Source organism: Enterobacter cloacae complex sp. FDA-CDC-AR_0164, from assembly GCF_003071645.1.
In the GTDB taxonomy this organism is placed as follows: domain Bacteria; phylum Pseudomonadota; class Gammaproteobacteria; order Enterobacterales; family Enterobacteriaceae; genus Enterobacter; species Enterobacter ludwigii.
This window is the reverse complement of sequence record NZ_CP028950.1, coordinates 4,816,150-4,840,908: the sequence shown is the minus strand read 5'-3', so window position 1 is coordinate 4,840,908 and position 24,759 is coordinate 4,816,150. Positions and strand designations below refer to the sequence as shown.

Genomic DNA, 24,759 nt, shown 5'->3' with positions numbered 1-24,759 from the left:
TCATGCTCGAACTTCAGTTCACCCAGACGCTGGGAAATCATACCCTGACCCTTAACGAGACGCTGCCTGCGAGCGGCATTACCGCCATCTTTGGCGTATCAGGTGCAGGGAAAACCTCATTGATCAATGCCATCAGCGGACTGACGCGGCCGCAGTCCGGACGGATTGTGCTCAACGATCGCGTCTTAAATGACGTTGAGAACAAAATTTACCTGGCACCGGATAAGCGGCGAATTGGTTATGTTTTTCAGGATGCGCGATTATTTCCGCATTACAGCGTGCGCGGTAATCTTCGCTACGGCATGGCCAAAAGCATGGCCGCGCAATTTGATAAGCTGGTGGCGCTGCTAGGCATTGAGTCACTGCTGGACCGGCTCCCTTCATCGCTTTCTGGTGGTGAAAAACAGCGCGTGGCGATAGGCCGCGCGTTGCTCACCGCGCCAGAACTGCTGTTGCTCGACGAACCGCTGGCCTCGCTGGATATTCCGCGAAAACGTGAACTGCTGCCCTATCTTCAGCGCCTGGCGCGTGAAATCAATATCCCGATGCTCTACGTCAGCCACTCGCTGGATGAGATCCTGCATCTGGCCGATAAAGTGCTGGTGCTGGAAGAGGGCAGCGTTAAGGCATTCGGTCATCTGGAAGAGGTGTGGGGCAGCAGCGTGATGCACCCGTGGTTACCGAAGGAGCAGCAGAGCAGCATCCTTAAGGTGAGCGTGCTGGAACATCACCCGCATTATGCGATGACCGCACTGGCGCTGGGCGACCAGCATTTGTGGGTCAACAAAATCGACAAACCGCTGCAGTCTGCGTTGCGTATACGTATTCAGGCTTCTGATGTCTCTCTGGTGCTGCAAGCGCCGCTGCAGACCAGTATTCGCAATATCCTGCGCGCGAAAGTGGCGGAGTGTTTTGATGATAACGGTCAGGTTGAGGTGAAGCTCGAGGTGGGCAGCAAGACGCTCTGGGCGCGCATCAGTCCGTGGGCCAGAGATGAGTTAGGAATCAAACCTGGCCTGTGGCTTTACGCGCAAATCAAGAGCGTCTCCATCACCACCTGATTACAGCAGGTGGGTATAAATATACTGCGCGATGCTGTCGGTGGTGTTATCACCAATCACGACGTTAGCACGCGCTTTTACCGCATCGTCGGCGTTGCCCATTGCCACGCCTGTACCGGCGGCCTCCAGCATGCTGATGTCGTTGTAGTTATCGCCAAAGGCAATCACATCCTGCATTGACCCGCCCTGTGACTCTACGAACTGCGTCAGACGCTTGCCTTTGCTGTTGCCTTTGCGGGCGATATCGACCTGGTCGTGCCAGGACCACTCGCACTCCAGACCCAGCGTTTGTTCAACGTGCGTCGCGAAGGCATTCAGTTTGGTGGTATCTTCATCCGTCAGCGCAAATTTCCAGATAGCATCGACATCCTGAGCCGCCTGGCGCAGGGAGGAAACCTGGGTAAAGACCGGACGCTGCGCTTCAGGCAGAGACAATGCCCAGTTGCTGGTGCGGATCACGTGGCCTGTCGGACGTTCATACACCATTGCGTTATCCACATACATCAGGCCGTGAATAGCATGCTCATCAAGCAGATCAATCAATTGCAGCGCCTGAGGCACGGGCAGCTGATCGGATTCTAAAACCTTTTTTGCCTGATAATCATACAAATAAGTGCCATTACAACAAATTGCAGGTGTATCTAACGCCAGTGCCTGATAAAAAGGATGAATGGCAACGTGATGTCGACCCGTTACGATAAGGAGTTGATATCCCACTTCCTGCGCGCGTTTGAGTGCTTCAAGGGAAGAGGGGAGAAGGGTTTTCTGCGGAGTAAGTAAGGTACCGTCTAAATCCAGAGCTATTACACGCGAGGTCATTTGTTTTTCCGGGTTAATATTGAATTTACGTTCTGAAGGGATGGTACACCGAGAGGCAAAGGCTTCAAAATTCCCGATGACAATTCAGCATTCACCGTCAAAAGTTAACTACTTTCATGCGCAGTGAGGAGTGAATATTCATGAAACAAACCGTTTATACCGCCAGTCCTGAAAGCCAGCAGATCCACGTCTGGCGTTTAAATACCGAGGGTACCCTCACGCTGGTTCAGGTTGTTGATGTGCCAGGTCAGGTGCAGCCGATGGTTATCAGCCCGGATAAACGTTTCTTGTACGTGGGTGTGCGCCCGGAGTTTCGCGTGCTGGCCTACCGCATCTCGCCAGACGACGGCGCGCTGACTTACACTGCGGAAGCACCTTTACCGGGCAGCCCAACGCATATCTCCACCGATCGCAAAGGCAACTTCATCTTCAGCGGCTCTTACAATGCGGGCTGTGTCAGCGTAACGCGTCTGGAAGCGGGCCTACCGGTTGAAACCGTGGAGGTGGTTGACGGGCTGGAAGGTTGCCACTCGGCGAATATTTCTCCGGATAACCGTACGCTGTGGGTCCCTGCGCTGAAACAGGATCGTATCTGCCTGTTTACCCTGAGCGATGACGGGCACCTGGTGGCGCAGAATCCTGCAGAAGTGACCACCGTTGAGGGCGCGGGCCCGCGCCATCTGGTGTTCCACCCGAACCAGCAGTACGCCTATGTGGTGAACGAGCTGAACAGTTCTGTGGACGTATGGGAACTGAAAGATCCTAACGGCAAGATTGAGTGCGTGCAGACGCTGGATATGATGCCGTCTGACTTCTCTGACACCCGCTGGGCGGCTGATATTCACATCACACCGGATGGGCGTCATCTGTATGCCTGCGACCGTACCTCCAGCCTGATTACGGTATTCAGCGTTTCTGAAGACGGTAGCGTGCTGGCGATTGAAGGTTTCCAGCCTACCGAAACCCAGCCACGCGGGTTTAATATCGATCACAGCGGTAAATACCTGATTGCGGCGGGGCAAAAATCCCACCACATCGCGCTGTACGAAATCAAAGGTGCGCAGGGGCTGCTGGAAGAGAAAGGGCGTTACGCCGTTGGCCAGGGGCCAATGTGGGTGGTGGTAAACGCACACTAAAAGGCTTAAAACAAAAAACCTCGCAAATGCGAGGTTTTTTTATGCCCGGTGGGCGCCGGGCGAGTACAGCAAAAGACATCAACGCATTCTTTTATTGCTTAGGCTCAGCAACCACTTTGCTACCCAGACCGCGGTTGTTGTATTCCCACATGCGGTTGAAGTTAGCGTCATTCAGGTTGCGCTGCACGTTACCTTTATCATCCACGCTACCGGTATTGCCGGAGAAAGGACGTTTGGAGATAGCGGCATCGGCCCATGGCTTAGCCATGTTGAAACCTTCGTTGATCACGCTGTCACGAATAACAACCTGACCGTTGGTGGCAGAGTCCACATCCAGCGAGCGGCCCAGCTGCGCGACGCCGTCACCGGACGCGTTAAAGCGGCTGTTAACGGCCAGGAAGCCGTAGAACAGGTTGGATTGCGTGGCCGGGGCAAACACATAACCTTCCTGCTGAGTGCGTGAATTCACCACGCGGAAATCGGTGTTCTCAAACACCACCGCGCCGCGACCGGAGACCAGATCCACGTCACCTTCAACGTAGCTGTTAGTGACCAGCGTACGGGTCAGACGGTTATTCTGCAGCGTGTTCTGAACACCGCTGTTCGTCACGAAGAAGGTGTTCTGACGGCCGAGAATATTCACGTTGTTGATCTGCACTTTATCGCCATCGCTACGCAGTGCAACGGCCTGGTGGTTACCGGCATCCACGCTATCGCCCAGGGTATTCTGAATGGTCAGATTCTGCAGCTGCAGGCCATTATTCTGAGACCAGACGACCGCCGAACACATCACGCCGATGGTAGCTGCACGCTTGCTCTGGCAGTTGTCAAACATGTACCACGCCGGTTTGCCTGGCATGTATTTACCCGCCGGGTTGACCAGGCGACGCCAGGTGTTGCTGTCGATTTCAGAATCAATCGCCAGACCAATTTTCACGTCGACCGCTTTCTCGCCCGTCCCGTAAAGGGTGATGCTGCCCGGTGCTGCCGGAACGTAAACGGTGCCTTCATATTCCCCAGGCAGGATCGCGATGTACTGGCGAGAGGCGCTGTGTTTGGTGATAGCCGCGTCAACCGCAGCCTGAATCGTTGTGTGCGTCACGCCCTGCGTGCCTGCCGGACCGACAACGAAGTCAGGTTGTTTCGGCAGGTTAATAGAAGACGGTGTCCACGGCGCAGCGTTAGGGTCCATCGCCGAGAAGTAGTGCGCACGGTCAAAGTTCTTCGCTTCATCAGCGGACAAAATCGGGCGAGAGGCGGTACCCGGTGCAACCTGCTCAGAAGGCTGCTGGTCCGGTGGGGTAGAACTGCATGCGGATAATGTCACGCCAAAGGCGAGCGCTAACGCCAGACGGGAAATCCTGGAAATGTTCAAGGTAAAGCTCCTGGGTATGCAAGTCTTAACGGGATAGACGAAATAGCCTGCTTTTTTATACTAAGTTGAGCGAAACGGGAAGATAAAAAGGGTAAAAGATGCATTTTTTACCCGCGGGAGGCGGGAAAGTCATCACAAATAAATAACATTTTCCGCCAGAGCGGTTGACAGCAGGGGGCAGATGAAAATAAATGTCTATACAACCCATGACAAGTGGAATGCCCATGCAGCAGCTTCATCCCGACGATGTAATATGGCGCAATGCGCGACTGGCGACAATGATCCCGGACGACAGCACGCCTTATGGCCTGAAAGCGCAGCACGCCCTGGTGGTGCGCGGCCAGACGATTCTGGCCGTTATTCCCGAATCCGACATCCCTTCCGGCCACCGTCACTGTGTCGATCTGCACGGTCGTCTGGTCACCCCCGGGCTGATTGACTGCCATACCCACCTGGTGTTCGGTGGCGATCGTGCGGCAGAGTGGGAGCAGCGTCTGAACGGCGTCTCTTATCAAACCATCAGCGCGCAGGGGGGCGGGATTAACGCGACCGTGACGGCGACGCGGAGCAGTTCGCCCGAGACCCTGCTCAGGCTGGCGCAACAGCGTCTGCAGCGGCTGATCGATGAAGGGGTGACCACGGTTGAAATCAAGTCGGGATATGGTCTCAACGCCGAAGCGGAAGAGAAGATGCTGCAGGTCGCCCGCCAGCTGGGCCAGAACAATCCGGTAGAGATCAGCCCAACGCTTCTGGCTGCGCATGCGGTTCCGGCGGAATACCGCCACGACGCGGACGCGTATCTCACCAGGGTGTGCGAGCAGATGATGCCCACGCTGTGGCAAAAAGGCTTATTCGAAGCCGTGGATGTCTTTTGCGAAAACGTCGGCTTCACGCCAGCGCAAACCGAGCGGCTTTTCCGCGCTGCCACTGCTCTGGGGATTCCGGTCAAAGGACACGTGGAACAGCTTTCAAATCTTGGCGGCGCGGCGCTGGTCAGCCGCTTTAAGGGGCTTTCCGCCGATCATATTGAATATCTCGACGATGCCGGTGTTCAGGCGATGGCGCACAACGGCACGGTTGCGGTATTACTGCCGGGGGCGTTCTATTTTCTTCAGGAGCGCCAGCGTCCGCCGGTTGAACAGCTCAGAAAAGAGGGCGTTCCCATGGCTGTCGCCACCGACTATAACCCCGGCACCAGCCCGTTCGCGAGTATTCATCTCGCGATGAATATGGCCTGCGTGCAGTTTGGCCTGACGCCTGAAGAGGCCTGGGCTGGCGTGACGCGACATGCTGCCCAGGCGCTGGGCCGCGGGGCCACGCACGGGCAGCTGCAGGCTGGATTCGTGGCTGACTTTGTCGTCTGGGATGCACATCACCCGGTCGAAATGGTCTACGAGCCGGGACGCAATCCGTTGTATCAACGTATTTTCCGTGGGGAGAGCGTATGAGACTCTGGCGGCCGGTTGCCGAGACCGTCTGGCAGGGGCGCGACGACAGCGCCGAGGCCAGCAATGCAAAACGTATTTTTCAGACCCTGCGACAGATGCCGGTATTTACCCCTCAGTCATCCGGCATCGCTTTGATAGGGTTTGAATGTGATGAAGGGGTAAAACGCAATCAGGGCAGGCCCGGCGCCGTACAGGCCCCGGAGGTGCTTCGCAAAGCGCTGGCGAACATGGCAAGTCATCATGGACATGACCGGCTGGTGGATATGGGGTCGGTGTATGTCGAGGGCGATAATCTGGAAGCGGCTCAGCGTGCGTTAAGCGATGCCGTGCAGGCCTGCCAGCAGTCCGGCATGCGTACGCTGGTTTTTGGCGGGGGACACGAGACCGCCTGGGCGCATGGCCGCGGGGTTCTGGATGCTTTCCCGAACGCGCGCGTGGTGGTGATAAACCTGGATGCACACCTTGACCTGCGCAAGGCGGACCACGCGACCTCCGGCACGCCCTTTCGTCAGCTGGCACACTACTGTGCGGAACAGGCGCGCGATTTTCAGTATGCCTGCCTGGGCGTCAGCCGGGCGGCGAACACGCAGGCGCTGTGGGATGAAGCTGAGCGACTAAACGTCACGCTGGTGGAAGACCTTCATTTCAGGCGAGATGCGTTATCGGCTCTGGACAAGGTCCTGGCCCAGGCCGACCGCGTTTACCTCACCATTGACCTCGATGTTTTGCCTGCTGGCGAAATGCCAGCCGTCTCAGCGCCCGCGGCGTTAGGGGTACCCGCGCTGGATCTTCTGCCGGTGGTTGAACATATCTGCCGCAGTGGAAAACTGCAGGCTGCCGATCTGGTAGAATTTAACCCGCAGTACGATCGGGACGGACAGGGGGCAAAGCTTGCCGCTCGTCTGGCCTGGCAAATTGCTCACTGGTGGGCATAACAACGTTTAAGGAGTCAGGATGTTTTCACGCTCACCGCTGTCGCAGTCCAGCCCTCCCGCGCCTTTCTACGAAAAGGTGAAGCAGGCTATCAGCGAAAAAATCGCAACCGGCGTCTGGCGGCCGCACGATCGCATTCCATCCGAGGCCGAACTGGTCGCACAGTTTGGTTTTAGCCGAATGACCATTAACCGGGCGCTGCGCGAGCTGACCGATGAGGGCCTTCTGGTGCGTCTGCAGGGGGTCGGAACCTTCGTTGCGGAGCCGAAAGGGCAATCGGCACTGTTTGAGATCAGAAGTATTGCCGATGAGATAGCTTCGCGTAACCATCAGCACCACTGTGAAGTGCTGGTGCTCGAAGAGACACAGGCCAGCGCCGAGCAGGCCGTGGAGCTGAATGTCAAAGAGGGAAGCCGCATCTTTCATTCCGTGATGGTGCATTATGAAAACGACATCCCGGTGCAGATTGAAGATCGCTGCGTGAACGCCGGTCGGGTGCCCGAGTACCTGGATCAGGATTACACCCAGACCACGCCGCATGCCTATCTTTCGCTCATCGCGCCGCTGACGGAAGGGGAGCACATCGTGGAAGCGGTTCGCGCTACGCCGCAGGAGTGCGAACTGTTGCGGATCAAAGAGCACGATCCTTGCCTGCTCATTCGTCGCCGTACTTGGTCTTCGTCGCATATTGTGTCGCATGCCAGACTGCTGTTTCCGGGAAATCGATACCGGTTGCAGGGCCATTTCATGTCGTAAGGGTCATACGTTTTAAAAGCGTGATAGCTAACGCAATATAACAAAATTGTATCTTTTTTGTTAAATCCGACCTTGTGTGTGCTTGTCTATACAAGTATATCTGAATACATCATCTGTCCCGTATGAGGAGCACACAATGTCGTCAGGTAAATACCGCCAGCAGGATGTCCGCGCCGCGCGCGGCACCACACTTACCGCCAAAAGCTGGCTCACCGAAGCCCCGCTGCGCATGTTGATGAATAACCTCGATCCTGAGGTCGCGGAGAACCCCCACGAGCTGGTGGTGTATGGCGGCATAGGTCGCGCCGCGCGCAACTGGGAGTGCTATGACGCGATTGTTGAATCCCTGACTCATCTGGAACATGACGAAACCCTGCTGGTGCAATCCGGCAAACCGGTCGGCGTGTTCAAAACCCACAAGAATGCACCGCGCGTGCTGATCGCCAACTCTAACCTTGTCCCGCACTGGGCGACCTGGGAACACTTTAACGAGCTGGACGCCAAAGGGCTGGCGATGTATGGCCAGATGACGGCGGGAAGCTGGATCTACATCGGCAGTCAGGGGATTGTGCAGGGCACCTACGAAACCTTCGTGGAAGCCGGTCGTCAGCACTATAACGGTTCGCTGAAAGGTCGCTGGGTACTGACCGCCGGTCTGGGGGGAATGGGGGGCGCACAGCCGCTGGCCGCGACCCTTGCCGGTGCCTGCTCCCTGAACATCGAATGTCAGCAGAGCCGCATTGATTTCCGACTGCGTACCCGTTACGTCGATGAACAGGCTGAAAACCTGGATGACGCGCTGGCACGCATCAAAAAATACACGTCAGAAGGCAAAGCGATGTCGATTGCGCTCTGCGGCAATGCGGCTGACATTCTCCCTGAACTGGTGGCCCGTGGCGTACGCCCGGATCTCGTCACCGACCAGACCAGCGCACACGACCCCCTTCACGGCTATCTGCCATCGGGCTGGACGTGGGAAGCGTATCAGCAAAAAGCCGAAAGTGACCCGGAAGGCACGGTGCTCGCCGCTAAACGTTCCATGGCGGAGCACGTGAACGCCATGCTGGCCTTTAGCCAGATGGGCATTCCGACATTTGATTACGGCAACAATATTCGCCAGATGGCGAAAGAGATGGGCGTGAGTAACGCCTTCGACTTCCCGGGGTTTGTGCCTGCCTATATTCGTCCGCTGTTCTGTCGCGGTATTGGTCCGTTCCGCTGGGTGGCCCTGTCCGGCGACCCGGAAGATATCTACAAAACCGACGCCAAAGTGAAGGAGATCGTCGCCGACGACGAACATCTGCACCACTGGTTGGATATGGCTCGCGAGCGCATTAACTTCCAGGGCTTGCCGGCGCGGATCTGCTGGGTCGGACTGGAGTGGCGACAAAAACTGGGTCTGGCCTTTAACGAAATGGTGCGCAGCGGTGAAGTCTCCGCGCCGATTGTTATCGGACGCGACCATCTCGACTCGGGCTCTGTTGCCAGCCCGAACCGTGAAACCGAAGCCATGCGCGACGGCTCCGATGCCGTCTCCGACTGGCCACTGTTGAATGCCTTACTGAATACCGCCAGCGGGGCGACCTGGGTATCGCTGCATCACGGCGGTGGCGTAGGAATGGGCTTCTCCCAGCACTCGGGAATGGTCATCGTGTGTGATGGTACGGATGAAGCGGCAGCGCGTATCGCTCGCGTGCTGCATAACGACCCGGCAACCGGCGTAATGCGCCACGCGGATGCCGGTTACGAGATTGCGATTGAATGTGCCAAAGAGCAGGGCCTGAACCTGCCGATGATCCCTGCCACACAAGGAAAGCATTAATGAACGCCTTAACCCTCACTCCCGGCTCACTGACGCTCAAACAGCTGCGTAACGTCTGGCGTCAACCGGTTACGCTCTCACTTGATGAAAGCGCCCACGCCGCGATTAACGACAGCGTTGCCTGCGTTGAAGCCATTATTGCCGAAGGACGTACCGCCTACGGCATCAACACCGGATTTGGTCTGCTGGCGCAGACGCGTATCGCCACGCACGATCTGGAAAATTTACAGCGCTCGCTGGTGCTTTCGCATGCGGCGGGTGTCGGTCATCCGCTGGATGATGACATTGTCCGCCTGATGATGGTGCTCAAAATCAACAGTCTGGCGCGTGGGTTCTCCGGAATTCGCCTCAGCGTGATCGAGGCGCTGATGGCGCTGGTGAATGCGGAAGTCTATCCGTGGATCCCGGCAAAAGGTTCCGTCGGTGCATCCGGCGATCTTGCGCCGCTGGCCCATATGTCGCTGCTGCTGCTCGGTGAAGGTCAGGCTCGCTGGAAGGGCGAGTGGCTCCCTGCGAAAGAGGCGCTGAAAAAAGCCGGGTTAACCCCGATAACGCTGGCGGCCAAAGAAGGGCTGGCGCTGCTTAACGGGACCCAGGCCTCGACGGCGTTTGCGTTGCGTGGTCTGTTTGAAGCCGAAGATCTTTTCGCCTCCGCGGTCGTGTGCGGTGCGCTGACCACCGAGGCGGTGCTTGGCTCACGTCGTCCGTTTGATGCCCGTATCCACGAGGTGCGCGGCCAGCGCGGGCAGATTGACGCCGCGGCGATGTACCGTCACCTGCTGACCGAGACCAGCGATATTGCAGACTCTCACCATAACTGTGACAAGGTACAGGATCCGTATTCGCTTCGCTGTCAGCCCCAGGTGATGGGAGCCTGTCTGACGCAGCTGCGCCACGCGGCAGAAGTGCTGCTGGTGGAGGCGAATGCGGTGTCTGATAACCCGCTGGTGTTCGCTCAGGAAAACGAAGTGGTCTCCGGGGGGAATTTCCACGCCGAGCCTGTGGCGATGGTGGCGGATAATATCGCGCTGGCGATTGCGGAAGTAGGGGCCTTATCCGAACGTCGCATCGCGCTGATGATGGATAAACATATGTCCCAGCTGCCGCCGTTCCTGGTCCGCAACGGCGGGGTTAACTCCGGTTTTATGATTGCCCAGGTGACGGCCGCGGCGCTGGCGAGCGAGAATAAGGCCCTGTCGCATCCGCACAGCGTGGACAGTCTGCCAACGTCAGCGAACCAGGAAGATCATGTTTCTATGGCCCCGGCCGCCGGACGTCGTCTGTGGGAGATGGCCGCCAACACCCGCGGCGTGCTGGCGGTGGAATGGCTGGCCGCATGTCAGGGCGTTGATCTGCGTGAAGGTCTGACATCCAGCCCGCTGCTGGAACAGGCGCGTCATCTGCTGCGTGAACAGGTCGCGCATTACGATGATGACCGTTTCTTTGCGCCGGATATTGATAAAGCGATCGCGCTGCTGGAGAAGGGAAGCCTGGTGGGCTTACTGCCTTCGGTGCTCTAAGATTTGCCCGGTGGCCCGGACACGTTCAGGCCACCGGTTTTTTTTACGAATACATCGCCGTGATCGATGCGCTGCCCAGCGAATGAAAATGGACGTTAAAGCCGACCATTGCGCCACTCGCGCCCTCATCCACCTCAATCTTGTCCACATCCAGCGCGTGAACCGTGAAGATATAGCGGTGCGTTTCCCCTTTTGGCGGCGCGGCGCCACCGTAACCCGCTTTGCCAAAATCGGTTCGGGTCTGGATAGCGCCTTCAGGCAGCGCCACCAGGTCAGAGCCGGAACCTTGCGGCAGAACGCGCGTATCCGCAGGCAGGTTCGCCACTATCCAGTGCCACCACCCTGAGCCTGTAGGGGCATCCGGGTCATAGCAGGTGACAACAAAGCTTTTGGTTCCCGCCGGAACATCGTCCCACGCCAGATGCGGAGAGATATTATCCCCCTGATAACCCATGCCGTTAAAAACGTGGCGTTCAGGCAGTTTTTCCCCGTCGCGCAGATCTTTACTGATGATTTTCATACGATTTACCTCGGTACCCGATTATGCAAAAAGTGTAATGCATAAACAGAGTACCGACGTTAACGCTCAGGGTTAAATCGCAAAATGTGCGGGAATGTTAACGGCGTCAACTACCGCAGCCGTTAACTGACGTAGCTGAGCCGGCGAGATAACATAAGGCGGCATCAGATAGATAAGCTTGCCGAAAGGACGCACCCACACTCCCCGTTCCACGAAGAAACGCTGCAGCGCCGCCATGTTAACCGGATGGGTGGTCTCAATCACGCCGATGGCACCCAGCACGCGCACATCCGCCACGAATTCAGCCGCTGACGCTGCGCTCAGCTCCTGGCGAAGCTGCGCTTCAATCGTCGCGACCTGCGTTTGCCACTCGCCGCTCTCGAGAATGGCCAGACTTTCGCTCGCCACCGCGCAGGCCAGCGGGTTGCCCATAAACGTTGGGCCGTGCATAAAGCAGCCCGCGTCGCCGTCGCTGATGGTGTCGGCAACGTGGCGCGTTGTCAGCGTGGCGGACAACGTCATGGTGCCGCCGGTCAGCGCTTTACCCAGACACAGAATATCCGGTGCGATCCCCGCATGCTCGCAGGCGAACAGCTTGCCGGTGCGGCCAAAGCCGGTGGCGATCTCATCGGCAATCAGCAGAATGCCCTCGCGATCGCACATCTTACGAATGCGCGTCAGCCATGCCGGGTGGTACATCCGCATCCCGCCTGCACCCTGCACAACCGGCTCAAGAATAACGGCGGCAATCTCATGGCGGTGGGCAGCCATCAGCCGCGCAAAACCGACCATGTCCATTTCATCCCACTCCCCGTCAAAACGGCTTTGCGGTGCCGGGGCAAAGAGGTTCTCTGGTAGATAGCCCTTCCACAGGCTGTGCATGGAGTTATCCGGATCGCACACCGACATCGCGCCGAACGTGTCGCCGTGATAGCCGTTGCGGAAGGTGAGGAACCGCTGGCGGGTCTCACCTCTGGCGTGCCAGTACTGTAGCGCCATTTTCATCGCCACTTCCACAGCAACAGAGCCGGAATCTGCAAGGAAAACGCACTCCAGCGGGGTCGGGGTCATCGCGACCAGACGCCGGCACAGGTCAACCGCAGGCTGATGGGTGATACCGCCAAACATCACGTGCGACATCTGGTCTATCTGCGCTTTCATCGCCGCATTCAGACGCGGGTGGTTATACCCGTGAATAGCCGCCCACCAGGATGACATGCCGTCCACAAGCGACTCACCGCTGCTCAGGGTCAGTTCGCACCCGTGAGCCGAGGCGACCGGGTAAACGGGGAGGGGGCGGGTAGTGGAAGTGTATGGGTGCCAGATATGCTGCTTGTCGAAGGCGAGATCGTCCTGGGTCATAATCGACTTGTAAACCATTTTGAAAAGTTTTAGGTTTACGAGTATAAACCGATCTGAAAATTAACAAAACCCTTTGGAGAAGCCCCATGGCTCACCACGCACGCTGGACGATGTCGCAAGTTACTGAATTATTTAATAAACCTTTCCTTGAGCTGATGTTTGAAGCCCAACAGGTGCATCGTCAGCACTTCGATCCACGCCATGTGCAGGTCAGTACGTTGCTGTCGATCAAGACCGGCGCATGCCCAGAAGATTGCAAATACTGCCCGCAGAGTGCGCGCTATAAAACCGGGCTTGAATCTGAACGTCTGATGGAAGTGGAGCAGGTGCTCGACTCTGCCCGTAAGGCGAAAAATGCAGGCTCAACCCGATTCTGTATGGGCGCGGCATGGAAAAACCCGCACGATCGCGACATGCCGTATCTGGAGCAGATGGTGAAAGGGGTGAAAGAGATGGGGCTGGAAGCCTGCATGACCCTTGGCACGCTGAACGAAGAGCAGGCGCAACGCCTTTCCGCGGCAGGGCTGGATTACTACAACCACAACCTCGACACCTCCCCTGAATTTTACGGCAATATCATCACCACGCGGACCTATCAGGAGCGTCTCGATACGCTGGATAAAGTGCGTGACGCCGGCATCAAAGTCTGTTCAGGCGGGATTGTGGGACTGGGCGAAACGGTGAAAGACCGTGCGGGTCTTCTGCTGCAGCTGGCGAACCTGCCCACGCCGCCGGAAAGCGTGCCGATCAACATGCTGGTGAAAGTTAAAGGTACGCCACTGGCGGATAACGAAGACGTGGATGCATTTGATTTTATCCGCACCATTGCGGTGGCGCGTATCATGATGCCGACCTCCTACGTGCGCCTCTCGGCGGGTCGTGAACAGATGAGCGAACAGACGCAGGCGATGTGCTTTATGGCCGGGGCCAATTCCATCTTCTACGGCTGCAAACTGCTGACCACCCCGAACCCGGAAGAGGACAAAGACGTCCAGTTGTTCCGCAAGCTGGGGCTGAACCCGCATCAGACAGACGTCCTGACGGGGGATAACGAGCAACAGCAGCAGCTGGAGCAGCAGATTTTCAACGCCGATACTGACCAGTTCTACAACGCGGCAACCGTATGACCTGGCAGGCACGTATCCATTCTGCGCTCGAAGAACGGCGGGCGGCAGATGCCTTTCGCGTTCGCAACGTGGTAGAAAACGGCGCAGGCCGTTTTCTCACCCGCGAGGGCCGGCAGTTTTGCAATTTCTCCAGCAATGATTATCTCGGGCTGAGCCAGCACCCGGCAATCGTCCGCGCCTGGCAGCAGGGGGCGGAGCGGTTTGGCGTCGGCAGCGGCGGCTCGGGGCATGTCAGCGGCTACACCACGGCGCATCAGGCGCTGGAGGAGGCCCTTGCCGACTGGCTGGGGTATCCGCGTGCGTTGCTGTTCATTTCAGGTTTTGCCGCCAACCAGGCGGTCATCACCGCGCTAATGGGCAAGGACGACCGCATTGTTGCCGACCGCTTAAGTCACGCCTCGCTGCTGGAAGCGGCAAGTTTAAGCCCTGCGCAGCTCCGCCGCTTTGCCCATAACGATGCGGCTCAGCTTGCTGGCCTGCTCGATAAGCCCTGCACCGGACAGCAGCTGGTGGTCACAGAAGGGGTGTTCAGCATGGACGGCGACAGTGCACCGCTGCGTCCGCTGCATGAGACGGCGCAGCGACAAAACGCCTGGCTGCTGGTTGATGATGCGCATGGTATTGGCGTGATGGGTGAGGAAGGGCGCGGTAGCATCCATCAGCAAAACGTGAAGCCGGAACTGCTGGTGGTGACTTTCGGGAAAGGTTTTGGCGTGAGCGGGGCGGCCATGTTGTGCAGCGAGTCTGTCGCCGACTATCTGCTGCAGTTCGCCCGTCATCTCATTTACAGCACCAGTATGCCGCCCGCACAGGCCGTGGCGCTGTCTGCATCACTGGCGGTGATCCGCAGCGCTGAAGGCGCGGAACGACGGGCGCGTCTGGCGGAACATATCCGGCGTTTTCGCCAGGGATTACGCCATCTCCCGTTCCAGAGCACCGATTCGCAGAGCGCAATCCAGCCGGTGATGGTGGGGGAAAACGGTCTGGCTCTCACGCTGGCGCAGACGCTTCGCGAGCGGGGGATATGGGTGACGGCTATTCGTCCACCAACCGTACCGCCCGGCACTGCCCGACTGCGTCTGACGCTCACGGCGGCGCACGAAGCAGAGGATATCGAAGCACTTCTGGAGGCGCTGCATGACACCCGTGAATAAACAGGCGATCGCGGCGGCATTTGGCCGGGCCGCGCGAAGCTATTCGCAGCACGATGAACTCCAGCGTCAGAGCGCGCAGGGGCTGCTTGCTTTACTCAACGAGACCCGGTTCCCTCTGGTGCTGGACGCCGGGTGTGGGCCGGGTGCCAATAGCCGACACTGGCGTGCGGCCGGCAGCGAGGTGACGGCTATCGACCTGTCGCCCGATATGCTTGAGGAGGCCCGTCAGCAGCAGGCCGCGCACCACTATCTGGTTGCCGATATTGAGTCCATTCCGCTGCCGGATGCGCGGTTTGATCTGGTCTGGAGCCATCTGGCGGTACAGTGGTGCAGTAGTCTCCCGCAGGCATTAAACGAGCTTTATCGCGTGGCGCGCCCGGGTGGATGCGTGGCCTTCACCACGCTGCTGGAAAGCTCTTTACCGGAGCTCAATCAGGCGTGGAAAGCGGTGGATGAACAACCTCACGCTAACCGTTTTTTGCCGCACGAGCAGGTCATCCACGCGCTGGCGGGATGGCGCTATCGCTGTGCTGAGCAGACCATTACGCTGAATTTCGACGATGCCTTCAGCGCCATGCGCTCCCTGAAGGGTATTGGCGCGACCCATCTGCATGCGGGGCGTGAAAAGAAACCTCTTACCCGCGGCCAGTTGCAGCGTCTGGAGCTGGCGTGGCCGCAGCAGCGGGGGCAGTTCCCGCTCTCATATCAACTTTTTCATGGGATTATTGAACGTGACTGAACGTTATTTTGTCACCGGAACAGATACCGAAGTGGGCAAGACGGTTGCCAGCTCAGCGCTGCTGCAGGCGGCGCGCATGCAGGGAAAAACCACCGCCGGATATAAGCCTGTCGCCTCCGGCAGCGAGATGACGGCGCACGGGTTACGCAATACCGACGCGCTGGCGCTCCAGCGTAACAGCACGCTTGAACTTGCCTATTCAGCGGTGAATCCATACACCTTTGCCGAGCCCACCTCGCCGCATATTATCAGCGCCGATGAAGGTCGCCCGATTGATTTTGCCGTGCTTTCTGCCGGGTTACGCGCCCTTGAACGCCAGGCTGACTGGGTGCTGGTGGAGGGCGCCGGTGGCTGGTTTACGCCACTTTCGGCGGACCAGACCTTTGCTGACTGGGTGCAAATCGAGCAGCTGCCGGTAATTCTGGTGGTAGGGGTCAAACTCGGCTGTATCAACCATGCGATGCTGACTGCCCAGGCCGTTCAGCAGGCCGGGCTGCGCCTGGCCGGCTGGATAGCCAACGACGTGGTTGCGCCGGGCAGGCGACATCAGGAGTATCTGGCAACGCTGAAGCGGGTGCTTCCTGCGCCGTTTCTTGGGGAGATCCCGTGGCTGGCTGACACAGCCGGGTGCGCTGAAACCGGGCATTACCTCGATCTCAGCGTCTTGCCTCCAGCGACATCCAGTGGGCGATAAGCTCGTCGTCCAGCTCGTTAACGTGGCCCTGGGCCACGTTACGCCCGCGATACAGCATGCAAAAGCGCTCCGCGACCCGGCGGATAAACGACAGCTGCTGCTCAGCTAACAACACCGTCATTCCCAGTTCCCGGTTTAACCGCACCAGCAGCTGGCTCAGCTTCTGGGCGAAGCTGTGGCCCGCGCCATGCATCGGTTCATCCAGAATCAGCATCCGCGGACGGATGACCAGCGCATTGGCCAGCGCCAGCTGATACTGGTCGTCTGGCGAAAGCGTGTTGGCCCGGGTTTGTCGCAGCGCATAGAGTTCCGGAAAGAGGTCGTAAACGTCACTTTTCGCTTCAGGGTCAGGTTTCCCTGTCGCCCGCATGGCGATATGCAGATTTTCATCAATGGTTAACTGGGAGAAAATCCGCCTGTCCTGCGGGACATAGCCTATTCCCGGGCCAGTGAAGGGTTCTGGCGTCTGGCTAAGCAAATCTCGCGGCGGTGCACCGGCTTCGTGCCAGATGATGGTGCCGCTGTCGACAGGCACTTTCCCGGCGATGCAATTCATCAGGGTCGTTTTGCCCATCCCCGGCAGGCCAACAACACCTGTACACATGCCTTTGGGAAAATCTAAATCCACGTTCCATAGCGTATGTTGGCTTCCGTAAAACTGGTTAACTGCACGCAGACTCAACATCTTTCTCTCCTTAAAAATCTGTGTGGATGAGGCTCATTGTGGGATGTGCAAAACTCCTGCCAGAAACCCTAAATTGATTAAAAAAGAGGCTTTTTTAGGAATTTATCCGGGATAAGCGGTGTGTGATTACCCCCTTTGCACATCCGCGGTGCCGGACGTGATGAGTTGTGGTGCAGGGTTAAAATGGTGGAAATGTGAGCAAGATCGCATCGGTTGGTTATGAATGACACAACTGTTTATCAGCAAAAAATAGCTATAAAAAATTTTTGCTGCCGTTTCGTGGGAAAAGTCGGGAATTTGCTGAGCGGCGGTCTGCACGGGCTGGAAGCAGTTATCCACTATTCCTGTGGATAACCATGTGCATTAGAGTTAGAAAACACGCGATAAGCGAGAGAAGACGCGGGTTACGACCAAATTGGTGCGAAACGCGGCTTAAGAAAATATCGCTTAATATTTAATTGGTTAGATAAAAGCAATTGCCGTAATGAAAGTGTCACCTGTTGCCATAAAACTATCATTACCTGGCTTGACAAATGTTAAAAAAGAAAAAGTTCTGGGGATAACCCGTCCTGACTGGTGTTTTATGTTGTCACGGTCCAAATTTTGACCGCTATCGCGCTAATCACCCTGCCGGTACTCTAAATATCCTGACATGCTACTGGTTTTTCATCCAGTGTTTTTTATTGGCATTCCTGGCAGCAACGAGTAAAATTACTCACCTGCCGCTTATTACGTCATCAGGTTGTCGCCCATGAGTAAACCGTTCAAATTGAATTCTGCATTCCGTCCTTCCGGCGATCAGCCTGAGGCGATCCGACGTCTCGAAGAGGGGCTGGAAGATGGGCTGGCGCACCAGACGCTGCTGGGGGTAACCGGTTCGGGCAAAACGTTTACCATTGCCAACGTTATCGCCGATCTGCAGCGCCCCACGATGGTGCTGGCCCCAAACAAAACCCTGGCCGCTCAGCTTTACGGCGAGATGAAAGAGTTCTTCCCGGATAACGCCGTGGAATATTTTGTCTCCTACTACGATTACTACCAGCCTGAAGCGTATGTCCCGAGCTCTGACACCTTCATCGAGAAAGATGCCTCGGTGAACGAACACATTGAGCAGATGCGTCTGTCGGCGACGAAGGCGCTTCTTGAGCGTCGCGATGTGGTGGTGGTGGCGTCAGTGTCGGCTATCTACGGTCTGGGCGATCCGGATCTCTATCTCAAGATGATGCTGCACCTGACCCAGGGGATGATCATCGATCAGCGCGCTATTTTACGCCGTCTGACAGAGCTGCAGTACACCCGTAACGATCAGGCGTTCCAGCGCGGTACCTTCCGCGTGCGCGGCGAGGTGATTGATATCTTCCCGGCAGAGTCGGACGATATCGCCCTGCGCGTTGAGCTGTTTGACGAAGAGGTTGAACGCCTGTCGCTGTTTGACCCGCTGACCGGCCACGTCGAGTCGGTCGTTCAGCGCTATACCATCTACCCGAAAACGCACTACGTGACGCCACGCGAGCGTATCGTGCAGGCGATGGAAGAGATCAAAGTTGAGCTGGCAGACCGCCGTAAGGTGCTTCTGGCGAATAATAAGCTGCTGGAAGAGCAACGCCTGAGCCAGCGCACCCAGTTTGACCTGGAGATGATGAACGAGCTGGGCTACTGCTCCGGTATCGAAAACTACTCACGTTTCCTCTCCGGGCGTGGTCCGGGCGAGCCACCGCCGACGCTGTTTGACTATCTGCCGGCAGACGGTCTGTTGGTGATCGACGAATCTCACGTGACTATCCCGCAAATTGGCGGGATGTATCGCGGTGACCGGGCGCGTAAAGAGACGCTGGTGGAGTATGGTTTCCGTCTGCCATCTGCGCTGGATAACCGTCCCATGAAGTTTGAAGAATTTGAGGCGCTGGCACCGCAAACCATCTACGTCTCGGCTACGCCGGGCAACTACGAGCTCGAAAAATCGGGCGATGAGGTGGTTGACCAGGTGGTGCGTCCGACCGGGCTGCTGGATCCGATTATCGAGGTGCGTCCGGTCGCCACTCAGGTTGACGATCTGCTGTCAGAAATCCGTATCCGCGCGGCCATCAACGAGCGTGTGCTGGTAACGACGTTGACCAAGCGTATGGCGGAAGATCTCACCGAGTATCTTGAGGAGCACGGTGAGCGGGTGCGTTACCTGCACTCGGATATCGATACCGTCGAGCGTATGGAGATCATCCGCGACCTGCGTCTGGGCGAGTTTGACGTGCTGGTGGGTATCAACCTGCTGCGAGAAGGCCTGGATATGCCGGAAGTCTCGCTGGTGGCGATTCTGGATGCCGACAAAGAGGGCTTCCTGCGCTCTGAACGCTCCCTGATCCAGACCATTGGCCGTGCCGCGCGTAACGTTAACGGTAAAGCGATCCTTTACGGTGACAAAATTACCCCGTCAATGGCGAAAGCAATTGGCGAAACGGAGCGTCGTCGTGAGAAACAGCAGCGTTACAACGAAGAGCACGGTATTACGCCGCAGGGCCTGAACAAGAAAGTGGTGGATATTCTGGCGCTGGGTCAGAACATTGCGAAGACCAAAGCGAAAGGGCGCGGGAAAGCGCGTTCAGTGGTTGAGCCGGATACCGTCGAGCTGACGCCAAAAGCGCTGCAGCAGAAAATCCACGAACTGGAAGGGCAGATGATGCAGCATGCGCAGAACCTCGAATTCGAAGAGGCCGCGCAAATCCGCGACCAGCTGCATCAGCTGCGCGATCTGTTTATCGCCGCCTCCTAGGTAAAAGCAAAATGACAGCCGCAGGCTGTCATTTTTTTAGTGTTTGCACTCTCCTGTGGGAGAGTGGTCGGGTGAAGGCATAATCTCTATCCCAGGTCCTGAATCGCCTTCTCCAGCGCTTCACGCAGCAGGTGACGGTCGTGGCGATATTTGATATCGCTCGCTTCCAGCGGCTCCTGCACCACCACGCGATCGCCAATTCCTGATACATCAACTTTCGGGCCGACCACCACGCCATCGATGATTTTCTTCCCGACGTACTGCTCCATCAGATTCAGTTTATCCGCCAGCGACAGGCTGGCCGCCGCCGGGCTCAGCTCACGGCCTAAATTGCCGATGTAAACCATGGGGGCTGGCGTTCTGCGCAGGGCCTGTGCCAGCTCTTTGACCAGTAAAATGGGCATCAGGCTGGTGTAAAAACTGCCCGGCCCAATCAAAATCAAATCCGCTTCGCCGATGGCCTCAATGGCTTCACGCGTGGCGGGCACGCTTGGGTAGGTCATCAGCTCTTTTGGCGGCACGGTAAGCTGGTCGATGTTCACTTCGCCATAAACCTCGTGCCCTTCCGCATCGATTGCCATTAAATCGACCGGTTGTTCGGACATCGGGATCAGGAACGCGTCAACCTTGAGCAGGTTTCGGATCAAATTGATGGCTTCCAGCGGGCGCACTGACAGGTGATCCAACGCTTTAAGCATCAAATTTCCAAGGTTATGCCCGGAAAGTTCGCCGTTACCGCCAAAACGGTACTCAAACATCGCCGAAGCGACGCTCGGCTCGGTAATTAACTGGTTCAGACAATTACGCATATCGCCCCAGGCGATACCCCCTTCCGCGCGTCGAATACGCCCGGTGGAGCCGCCATTATCCGTGGTTGTCACTATCCCTGTCAGCCTTGAGCCAAGTGAAGACAGAGAAGACATCACTCGCCCCAGACCATGGCCTCCGCCAAGAGCGACAACACGGTCAAGATCCGCAAAAGTGCGATTGCGCATACACATTCCTTATCACGTTCGATCTGCGTAACACTACCCTAACTACCCCTAAAAGACGATGCCTCACCCGGCGCAAAATGACGTATATCAATGTGAATATGCTGTTTTTAGGTATTCTGTAGCGAAAATACACGATTATGTCGTTATGTATATGGTTATATAGCGTTAAGTGATAATGGCGAAGGGAAGATTTCCGCGCTACTATCGCCATAACCACGTTTTCAAATTTGAAAACATACACTCGAGCCCTGGCGCCTGTGTCGAAAGATATGGCGTCCTGGCCGTGGCGAATATGCCACCAGGGTACAGAAAGAAATGACTGTGCCTCCCGTCTCTGGAAAGGTGTACATGGCTTCACAACTTACTGATGCATTCGCGCGTAAGTTTTTTTACTTACGTCTGTCGATTACCGATGTGTGCAACTTCCGTTGCACCTACTGCCTGCCCGATGGCTACAAACCGGGCAGCGTCACCAATAACGGCTTTCTCTCCGTGGACGAAGTGCGCCGCGTCACGCGTGCATTCTCTGAACTCGGCACGGAAAAGGTCCGCCTGACCGGAGGGGAACCCTCTCTGCGTCGTGACTTCCCCGATATCATTGCTGCGGTGCGTGAGAACGATCGTATCCGTCAGATTGCGGTCACCACCAACGGGTACCGCATGGCCCGTGACGTTGCAACCTGGCGCGACGCGGGCTTAACCGCCATCAACGTCAGCGTGGACAGCCTCGATGCCCGCCAGTTTCATGCCATTACCGGCCAGGATAAATTCCGCCAGGTGATGGACGGAATTGACGCGGCGTTCAGTGCCGGGTTCCAGAAGGTCAAAGTCAATACGGTGCTGATGCGTGACGTCAACCATCACCAGCTTGATACCTTCCTGGCGTGGATCAAATCCCGCCCCATCCAGTTGCGTTTTATCGAGCTGATGGAAACCGGCGAGGGCAGTGAGCTGTTCCGTCGGCATCACATCTCCGGGATGGTGTTGCGAGATGAGCTGCTGAAACGCGGCTGGATCCACCAGATCCGTCAGCGCAGCGACGGCCCGGCGCAGGTTTTTTGTCACCCGGATTACGAAGGGGAAATCGGGCTTATCATGCCGTATGAGAAAGACTTCTGTGCCAGCTGTAACCGTCTTCGCGTCTCCTCCGTTGGTAAGCTGCATCTGTGCCTGTTCGGGGATGGCGGTGTCGACCTTCGCGATCTGCTGGCGGAAGACGCCCAACAGGCCGCGCTTGAAGCGCGGATTTCTGAAGCTCTGACGCACAAAAAACAGACCCACTTCCTGCATCAGGGCAACACCGGCATTACTCAGAACCTGTCCTACATTGGCGGGTAATCAGGCTTAAGAAGGAACCAGAAGATGAGTCAGGTTAGCGCGGAATTTATCCCGACACGCATTGCTATTCTTACCGTTTCCGACCGCCGCGGTGAAGAGGATGACACCTCCGGCCACTGGCTGCGCGATGCGGCACATGATGCCGGGCACAGTATTGTTGATAAGGCGATCGTGAAAGAGAACCGTTATGCCATTCGTGCACGGGTCTCTCAGTGGATTGCCAGCGATGAGGTGCAGGTGGTGCTGATCACCGGTGGCACCGGTTTTACCACAGGCGACCAGGCTCCCGAGGCGCTCGTCCCGCTGTTTGACCGGGAAGTGGAAGGCTTTGGTGAAGTGTTCCGCATGCTCTCGTTTGAAGAGATTGGCACCTCCACGCTGCAGTCGCGTGCGGTGGCCGGTGTGGCGAACGGGACGTTGATTTTTGCCATGCCCGGCTCGACAAAAGCGTGTCGCACCGCGTGGGAAAATATTATTGCGCCGCAGCTGGATGCCCGTACTCGTCCGTGTAATTTCCATCCCCATTTAAAGAAATAAGTTATGTCGCAACTGACCCACATTAACGCCGCTGGCGAAGCACATATGGTGGATGTCTCCGCCAAAGCCGAAACGGTGCGTGAAGCGCGTGCTGAAGCCTTCGTGACCATGTTGCCAGAGACCCTGGCGATGATTATTGACGGCAGCCATCACAAAGGCGACGTCTTTGCCACCGCCCGCATCGCCGGGATCCAGGCTGCGAAACGCACCTGGGACTTAATTCCGCTCTGCCACCCGCTGATGCTGAGCAAGGTGGAAGTCAACCTGCAGGCGCAGCCGGAGCACAACCGCGTGCGCATCGAGTCGCTCTGCCGCTTAACCGGGAAAACCGGGGTTGAGATGGAAGCCCTGACGGCGGCCTCTGTCGCCGCGTTAACTATCTATGACATGTGCAAAGCGGTGCAGAAAGATATGGTGATTGGCCCGGTTCGTTTGCTGGCGAAAAGCGGTGGTAAATCCGGTGATTTTAAGGTGGACAGCCATGATTAAGGTGCTCTTTTTTGCTCAGGTCCGCGAGCTGGTGGGCACCGACAGCCTGACGCTTGATGCCCCGTTTGACACCGTTGGCGACCTGCGTGCGCATCTTGCCGCGCAAAGCGACCGCTGGGCGCTGGCGCTGGATGAAGGTAAGCTGCTGGCCGCGGTTAACCAGACGCTGGTGGAGCTGACCCATCCGCTGACGGCCGGGGATGAAGTGGCCTTCTTCCCGCCAGTGACAGGGGGCTAAGATGGCTGAAACCCGAATTCTGGTAGGTCATGATCGTTTCAGCGTTGGTACAGAATATGACTGGCTGGCAGAGCGTGACGAAGACGGTGCGGTTGTCACCTTCACCGGTAAAGTGCGTAACCATAATCTCGGCGACAGCGTAAAGGCGCTGACGCTGGAGCACTATCCGGGCATGACGGAGAAATCCCTCGCGGAGATCGTTGAACAGGCGCGTGGCCGCTGGCCGCTCGGGCGAGTGACGGTTATCCACCGTATTGGTGAAATGTGGCCTGGCGAGGAAATCGTTTTTGTCGGCGTGACCAGTGCCCACCGTAGTAGCGCGTTTGCAGCCGGGGAGTTCATTATGGATTACCTCAAAACCAAAGCGCCATTCTGGAAACGTGAAGCGACGCCGGAAGGCGACAGGTGGGTTGAGTCGCGTGACAGCGACAAAGAAGCCGCCAGTCGTTGGTAGTCGGTTTGCGTGGATGTGTTAGTCTTAACGTGTGTGTCTACTTAATCAGGAGTGAATCATGGACCGATTTCCGCGTTCCGATTCAATAGTACAGCAGACCCGTACCGGGCTGCAGACGTATATGGCTCAGGTTTATGGCTGGATGACGGTCGGTTTACTGCTGACCGCCTTTATCGCATGGTATGCAGCCAACACGCCTGAGCTGATGATGTTTATCTTCTCAAGCAAAATCACCTTCTTTGGGCTGATCATCGCGCAACTGGCGCTGGTCTTTGTTCTCTCCGGCCTGGTGCAGAAGCTGAGCGCCGGAATGGCGACCACGCTGTTTATGCTCTACTCGGCACTGACGGGGCTAACGCTCTCCAGCATCTTCATCGTGTATACCTATTCCTCCATCGCCAGCACGTTTGTGGTCGCTGGCGGGATGTTTGGTGCGATGAGCCTCTACGGCTACACCACGAAGCGTGACCTGAGCGGTTTCGGCAGCATGCTGTTTATGGGGCTGATTGGGATTGTGCTGGCGTCGCTGGTGAACCTGTGGCTGAAGAGTGAAGCGCTGATGTGGGCGGTGACCTATATCGGGGTGGTGATCTTCGTCGGTTTGACGGCCTACGACACTCAGAAGCTGAAAAATATTGGCGAACAGATTGACGTACGCGACAGCTCAAACCTGCGCAAATACGCGATTCTGGGCGCCCTGACGCTGTATCTGGACTTCATCAACCTGTTCCTGATGTTGCTGCGTATTTTAGGCAACCGTCGTTAAGGGTGTTTCCCTTACCCGACCTGC

At 57.1% G+C, this 24,759-nt stretch carries 24 protein-coding genes and 1 riboswitch; of the genes, 18 read left to right on the top strand and 6 right to left on the bottom strand.

Annotated elements, in window-relative coordinates; genetic code table 11:
- The first annotated feature begins 2 nt into the window (after positions 1 to 2).
- Positions 3 to 1,061, top strand: coding sequence for a molybdenum ABC transporter ATP-binding protein ModC (gene modC, locus AM410_RS23810; RefSeq protein ID WP_040016958.1), 1,059 nt, complete (start codon positions 3 to 5; stop codon positions 1,059 to 1,061).
- Here modC and AM410_RS23805 read toward each other — a convergent pair whose 3' ends face one another.
- Positions 1,062 to 1,880 carry a pyridoxal phosphatase gene (locus AM410_RS23805; protein ID WP_108648556.1) on the bottom strand — a complete coding sequence of 273 codons (819 nt, stop codon included), beginning with the start codon at positions 1,878 to 1,880 and terminating at the stop codon, positions 1,062 to 1,064.
- A 140-nt stretch (positions 1,881 to 2,020) separates the two neighbouring features.
- Here AM410_RS23805 and pgl point away from each other — a divergent pair, with 140 nt between their 5' ends.
- Positions 2,021 to 3,016, top strand: coding sequence for a 6-phosphogluconolactonase (pgl, locus tag AM410_RS23800; RefSeq protein WP_014169206.1), 996 nt, complete (start codon positions 2,021 to 2,023; stop codon positions 3,014 to 3,016).
- Positions 3,017 to 3,107: 91 nt separating this feature from the next.
- Here the strand turns inward: pgl and AM410_RS23795 are convergent, their stop codons facing one another.
- Positions 3,108 to 4,391, bottom strand: coding sequence for a putative acyl-CoA thioester hydrolase (locus AM410_RS23795; protein WP_014169207.1), 1,284 nt, complete (start codon positions 4,389 to 4,391; stop codon positions 3,108 to 3,110).
- Between the two features lie 224 nt (positions 4,392 to 4,615).
- On the opposite strand from AM410_RS23795, the gene hutI reads away from it, so the two are divergent.
- The 5 genes from hutI to hutH all read left to right on the top strand — a co-directional run bounded on the left by hutI (position 4,616) and on the right by hutH (position 10,870).
- The gene (hutI, locus tag AM410_RS23790) at positions 4,616 to 5,839 is read left to right on the top strand and encodes an imidazolonepropionase (protein ID WP_032681397.1); all 1,224 of its coding nucleotides are present in this window, start codon (positions 4,616 to 4,618) and stop codon (positions 5,837 to 5,839) included.
- Positions 5,836 to 6,774: a formimidoylglutamase gene (gene hutG, locus AM410_RS23785; RefSeq protein ID WP_108648554.1), complete on the top strand. Its 939-nt coding sequence runs from the start codon at positions 5,836 to 5,838 to the stop codon at positions 6,772 to 6,774. The genes hutI and hutG overlap by 4 nt, the downstream gene beginning before the upstream one ends.
- 19 nt (positions 6,775 to 6,793) lie before the next feature.
- Complete coding sequence (locus tag AM410_RS23780) at positions 6,794 to 7,528, top strand: histidine utilization repressor (RefSeq protein WP_047357123.1); 735 nt, start codon at positions 6,794 to 6,796, stop codon at positions 7,526 to 7,528.
- A gap of 136 nt (positions 7,529 to 7,664) precedes the next feature.
- Positions 7,665 to 9,350: a urocanate hydratase gene (gene hutU / locus AM410_RS23775; protein WP_020884940.1), complete on the top strand. Its 1,686-nt coding sequence runs from the start codon at positions 7,665 to 7,667 to the stop codon at positions 9,348 to 9,350.
- Entirely contained in the window at positions 9,350 to 10,870 is a 1,521-nt protein-coding gene (hutH, locus tag AM410_RS23770) for a histidine ammonia-lyase (protein ID WP_108648552.1), read from the top strand. The genes hutU and hutH overlap by 1 nt, the downstream gene beginning before the upstream one ends.
- A 43-nt stretch (positions 10,871 to 10,913) precedes the next feature.
- On the opposite strand, the gene AM410_RS23765 is transcribed toward hutH, so the two are convergent.
- Positions 10,914 to 11,390: a kinase inhibitor gene (locus AM410_RS23765; protein ID WP_014169213.1), complete on the bottom strand. Its 477-nt coding sequence runs from the start codon at positions 11,388 to 11,390 to the stop codon at positions 10,914 to 10,916.
- Between the two features lie 72 nt (positions 11,391 to 11,462).
- Positions 11,463 to 12,752, bottom strand: a complete 1,290-nt coding sequence (gene bioA, locus AM410_RS23760; RefSeq protein ID WP_032681394.1) for an adenosylmethionine--8-amino-7-oxononanoate transaminase — start codon at positions 12,750 to 12,752, stop codon at positions 11,463 to 11,465.
- Positions 12,753 to 12,838: 86 nt separating this feature from the next.
- On the opposite strand from bioA, the gene bioB reads away from it, so the two are divergent.
- The 4 genes from bioB to bioD are packed head-to-tail and all read left to right on the top strand — an operon-like array spanning position 12,839 to position 16,466.
- Positions 12,839 to 13,879, top strand: a complete 1,041-nt coding sequence (gene bioB / locus AM410_RS23755) for a biotin synthase BioB (protein WP_014169215.1) — start codon at positions 12,839 to 12,841, stop codon at positions 13,877 to 13,879.
- Positions 13,876 to 15,033 carry an 8-amino-7-oxononanoate synthase gene (gene bioF, locus AM410_RS23750; protein WP_040016969.1) on the top strand — a complete coding sequence of 386 codons (1,158 nt, stop codon included), beginning with the start codon at positions 13,876 to 13,878 and terminating at the stop codon, positions 15,031 to 15,033. The genes bioB and bioF overlap by 4 nt, the downstream gene beginning before the upstream one ends.
- Complete coding sequence (bioC, locus tag AM410_RS23745) at positions 15,017 to 15,772, top strand: malonyl-ACP O-methyltransferase BioC (RefSeq protein ID WP_073395783.1); 756 nt, start codon at positions 15,017 to 15,019, stop codon at positions 15,770 to 15,772. The genes bioF and bioC overlap by 17 nt, the downstream gene beginning before the upstream one ends.
- Entirely contained in the window at positions 15,765 to 16,466 is a 702-nt protein-coding gene (gene bioD / locus AM410_RS23740) for a dethiobiotin synthase (RefSeq protein WP_032670604.1), read from the top strand. The genes bioC and bioD overlap by 8 nt, the downstream gene beginning before the upstream one ends.
- Here the strand turns inward: bioD and AM410_RS23735 are convergent.
- Positions 16,429 to 17,151, bottom strand: a complete 723-nt coding sequence (locus AM410_RS23735; RefSeq protein ID WP_073395785.1) for an ABC transporter ATP-binding protein — start codon at positions 17,149 to 17,151, stop codon at positions 16,429 to 16,431. The genes bioD and AM410_RS23735 overlap by 38 nt on opposite strands.
- 751 nt (positions 17,152 to 17,902) lie before the next feature.
- On the opposite strand from AM410_RS23735, the gene uvrB reads away from it, so the two are divergent.
- Complete coding sequence (gene uvrB, locus AM410_RS23725; RefSeq protein WP_020884934.1) at positions 17,903 to 19,918, top strand: excinuclease ABC subunit UvrB; 2,016 nt, start codon at positions 17,903 to 17,905, stop codon at positions 19,916 to 19,918.
- An 86-nt stretch (positions 19,919 to 20,004) separates the two neighbouring features.
- On the opposite strand, the gene yvcK is transcribed toward uvrB, so the two are convergent.
- Entirely contained in the window at positions 20,005 to 20,913 is a 909-nt protein-coding gene (yvcK, locus tag AM410_RS23720; RefSeq protein ID WP_020884933.1) for a uridine diphosphate-N-acetylglucosamine-binding protein YvcK, read from the bottom strand.
- Between the two features lie 226 nt (positions 20,914 to 21,139).
- A riboswitch (molybdenum cofactor riboswitch) is annotated at positions 21,140 to 21,274 on the top strand.
- Here yvcK and moaA point away from each other — a divergent pair.
- The 6 genes from moaA (at position 21,262) to AM410_RS23685 (ending at position 24,735) form a co-directional block, all read left to right on the top strand.
- Complete coding sequence (gene moaA / locus AM410_RS23710; protein WP_032681391.1) at positions 21,262 to 22,251, top strand: GTP 3',8-cyclase MoaA; 990 nt, start codon at positions 21,262 to 21,264, stop codon at positions 22,249 to 22,251. (Overlaps the previous riboswitch by 13 nt.)
- Before the next feature lie 24 nt (positions 22,252 to 22,275).
- On the top strand, positions 22,276 to 22,788 hold the full coding sequence (gene moaB, locus AM410_RS23705) for a molybdenum cofactor biosynthesis protein B (protein ID WP_020884931.1): 513 nt from the start codon (positions 22,276 to 22,278) through the stop codon (positions 22,786 to 22,788).
- A 3-nt stretch (positions 22,789 to 22,791) separates the two neighbouring features.
- Entirely contained in the window at positions 22,792 to 23,277 is a 486-nt protein-coding gene (gene moaC, locus AM410_RS23700; RefSeq protein ID WP_008501142.1) for a cyclic pyranopterin monophosphate synthase MoaC, read from the top strand.
- Positions 23,270 to 23,515 (top strand): molybdopterin synthase sulfur carrier subunit, encoded by a 246-nt coding sequence (gene moaD / locus AM410_RS23695; protein WP_041162503.1) that lies wholly within the window; start codon positions 23,270 to 23,272, stop codon positions 23,513 to 23,515. The genes moaC and moaD overlap by 8 nt, the downstream gene beginning before the upstream one ends.
- 1 nt (position 23,516) lies before the next feature.
- Positions 23,517 to 23,969: a molybdopterin synthase catalytic subunit MoaE gene (moaE, locus tag AM410_RS23690; protein WP_014169225.1), complete on the top strand. Its 453-nt coding sequence runs from the start codon at positions 23,517 to 23,519 to the stop codon at positions 23,967 to 23,969.
- 58 nt (positions 23,970 to 24,027) lie between these two features.
- Positions 24,028 to 24,735 (top strand): Bax inhibitor-1/YccA family protein, encoded by a 708-nt coding sequence (locus AM410_RS23685; protein WP_014169226.1) that lies wholly within the window; start codon positions 24,028 to 24,030, stop codon positions 24,733 to 24,735.
- Positions 24,736 to 24,759 lie beyond the last annotated feature (24 nt).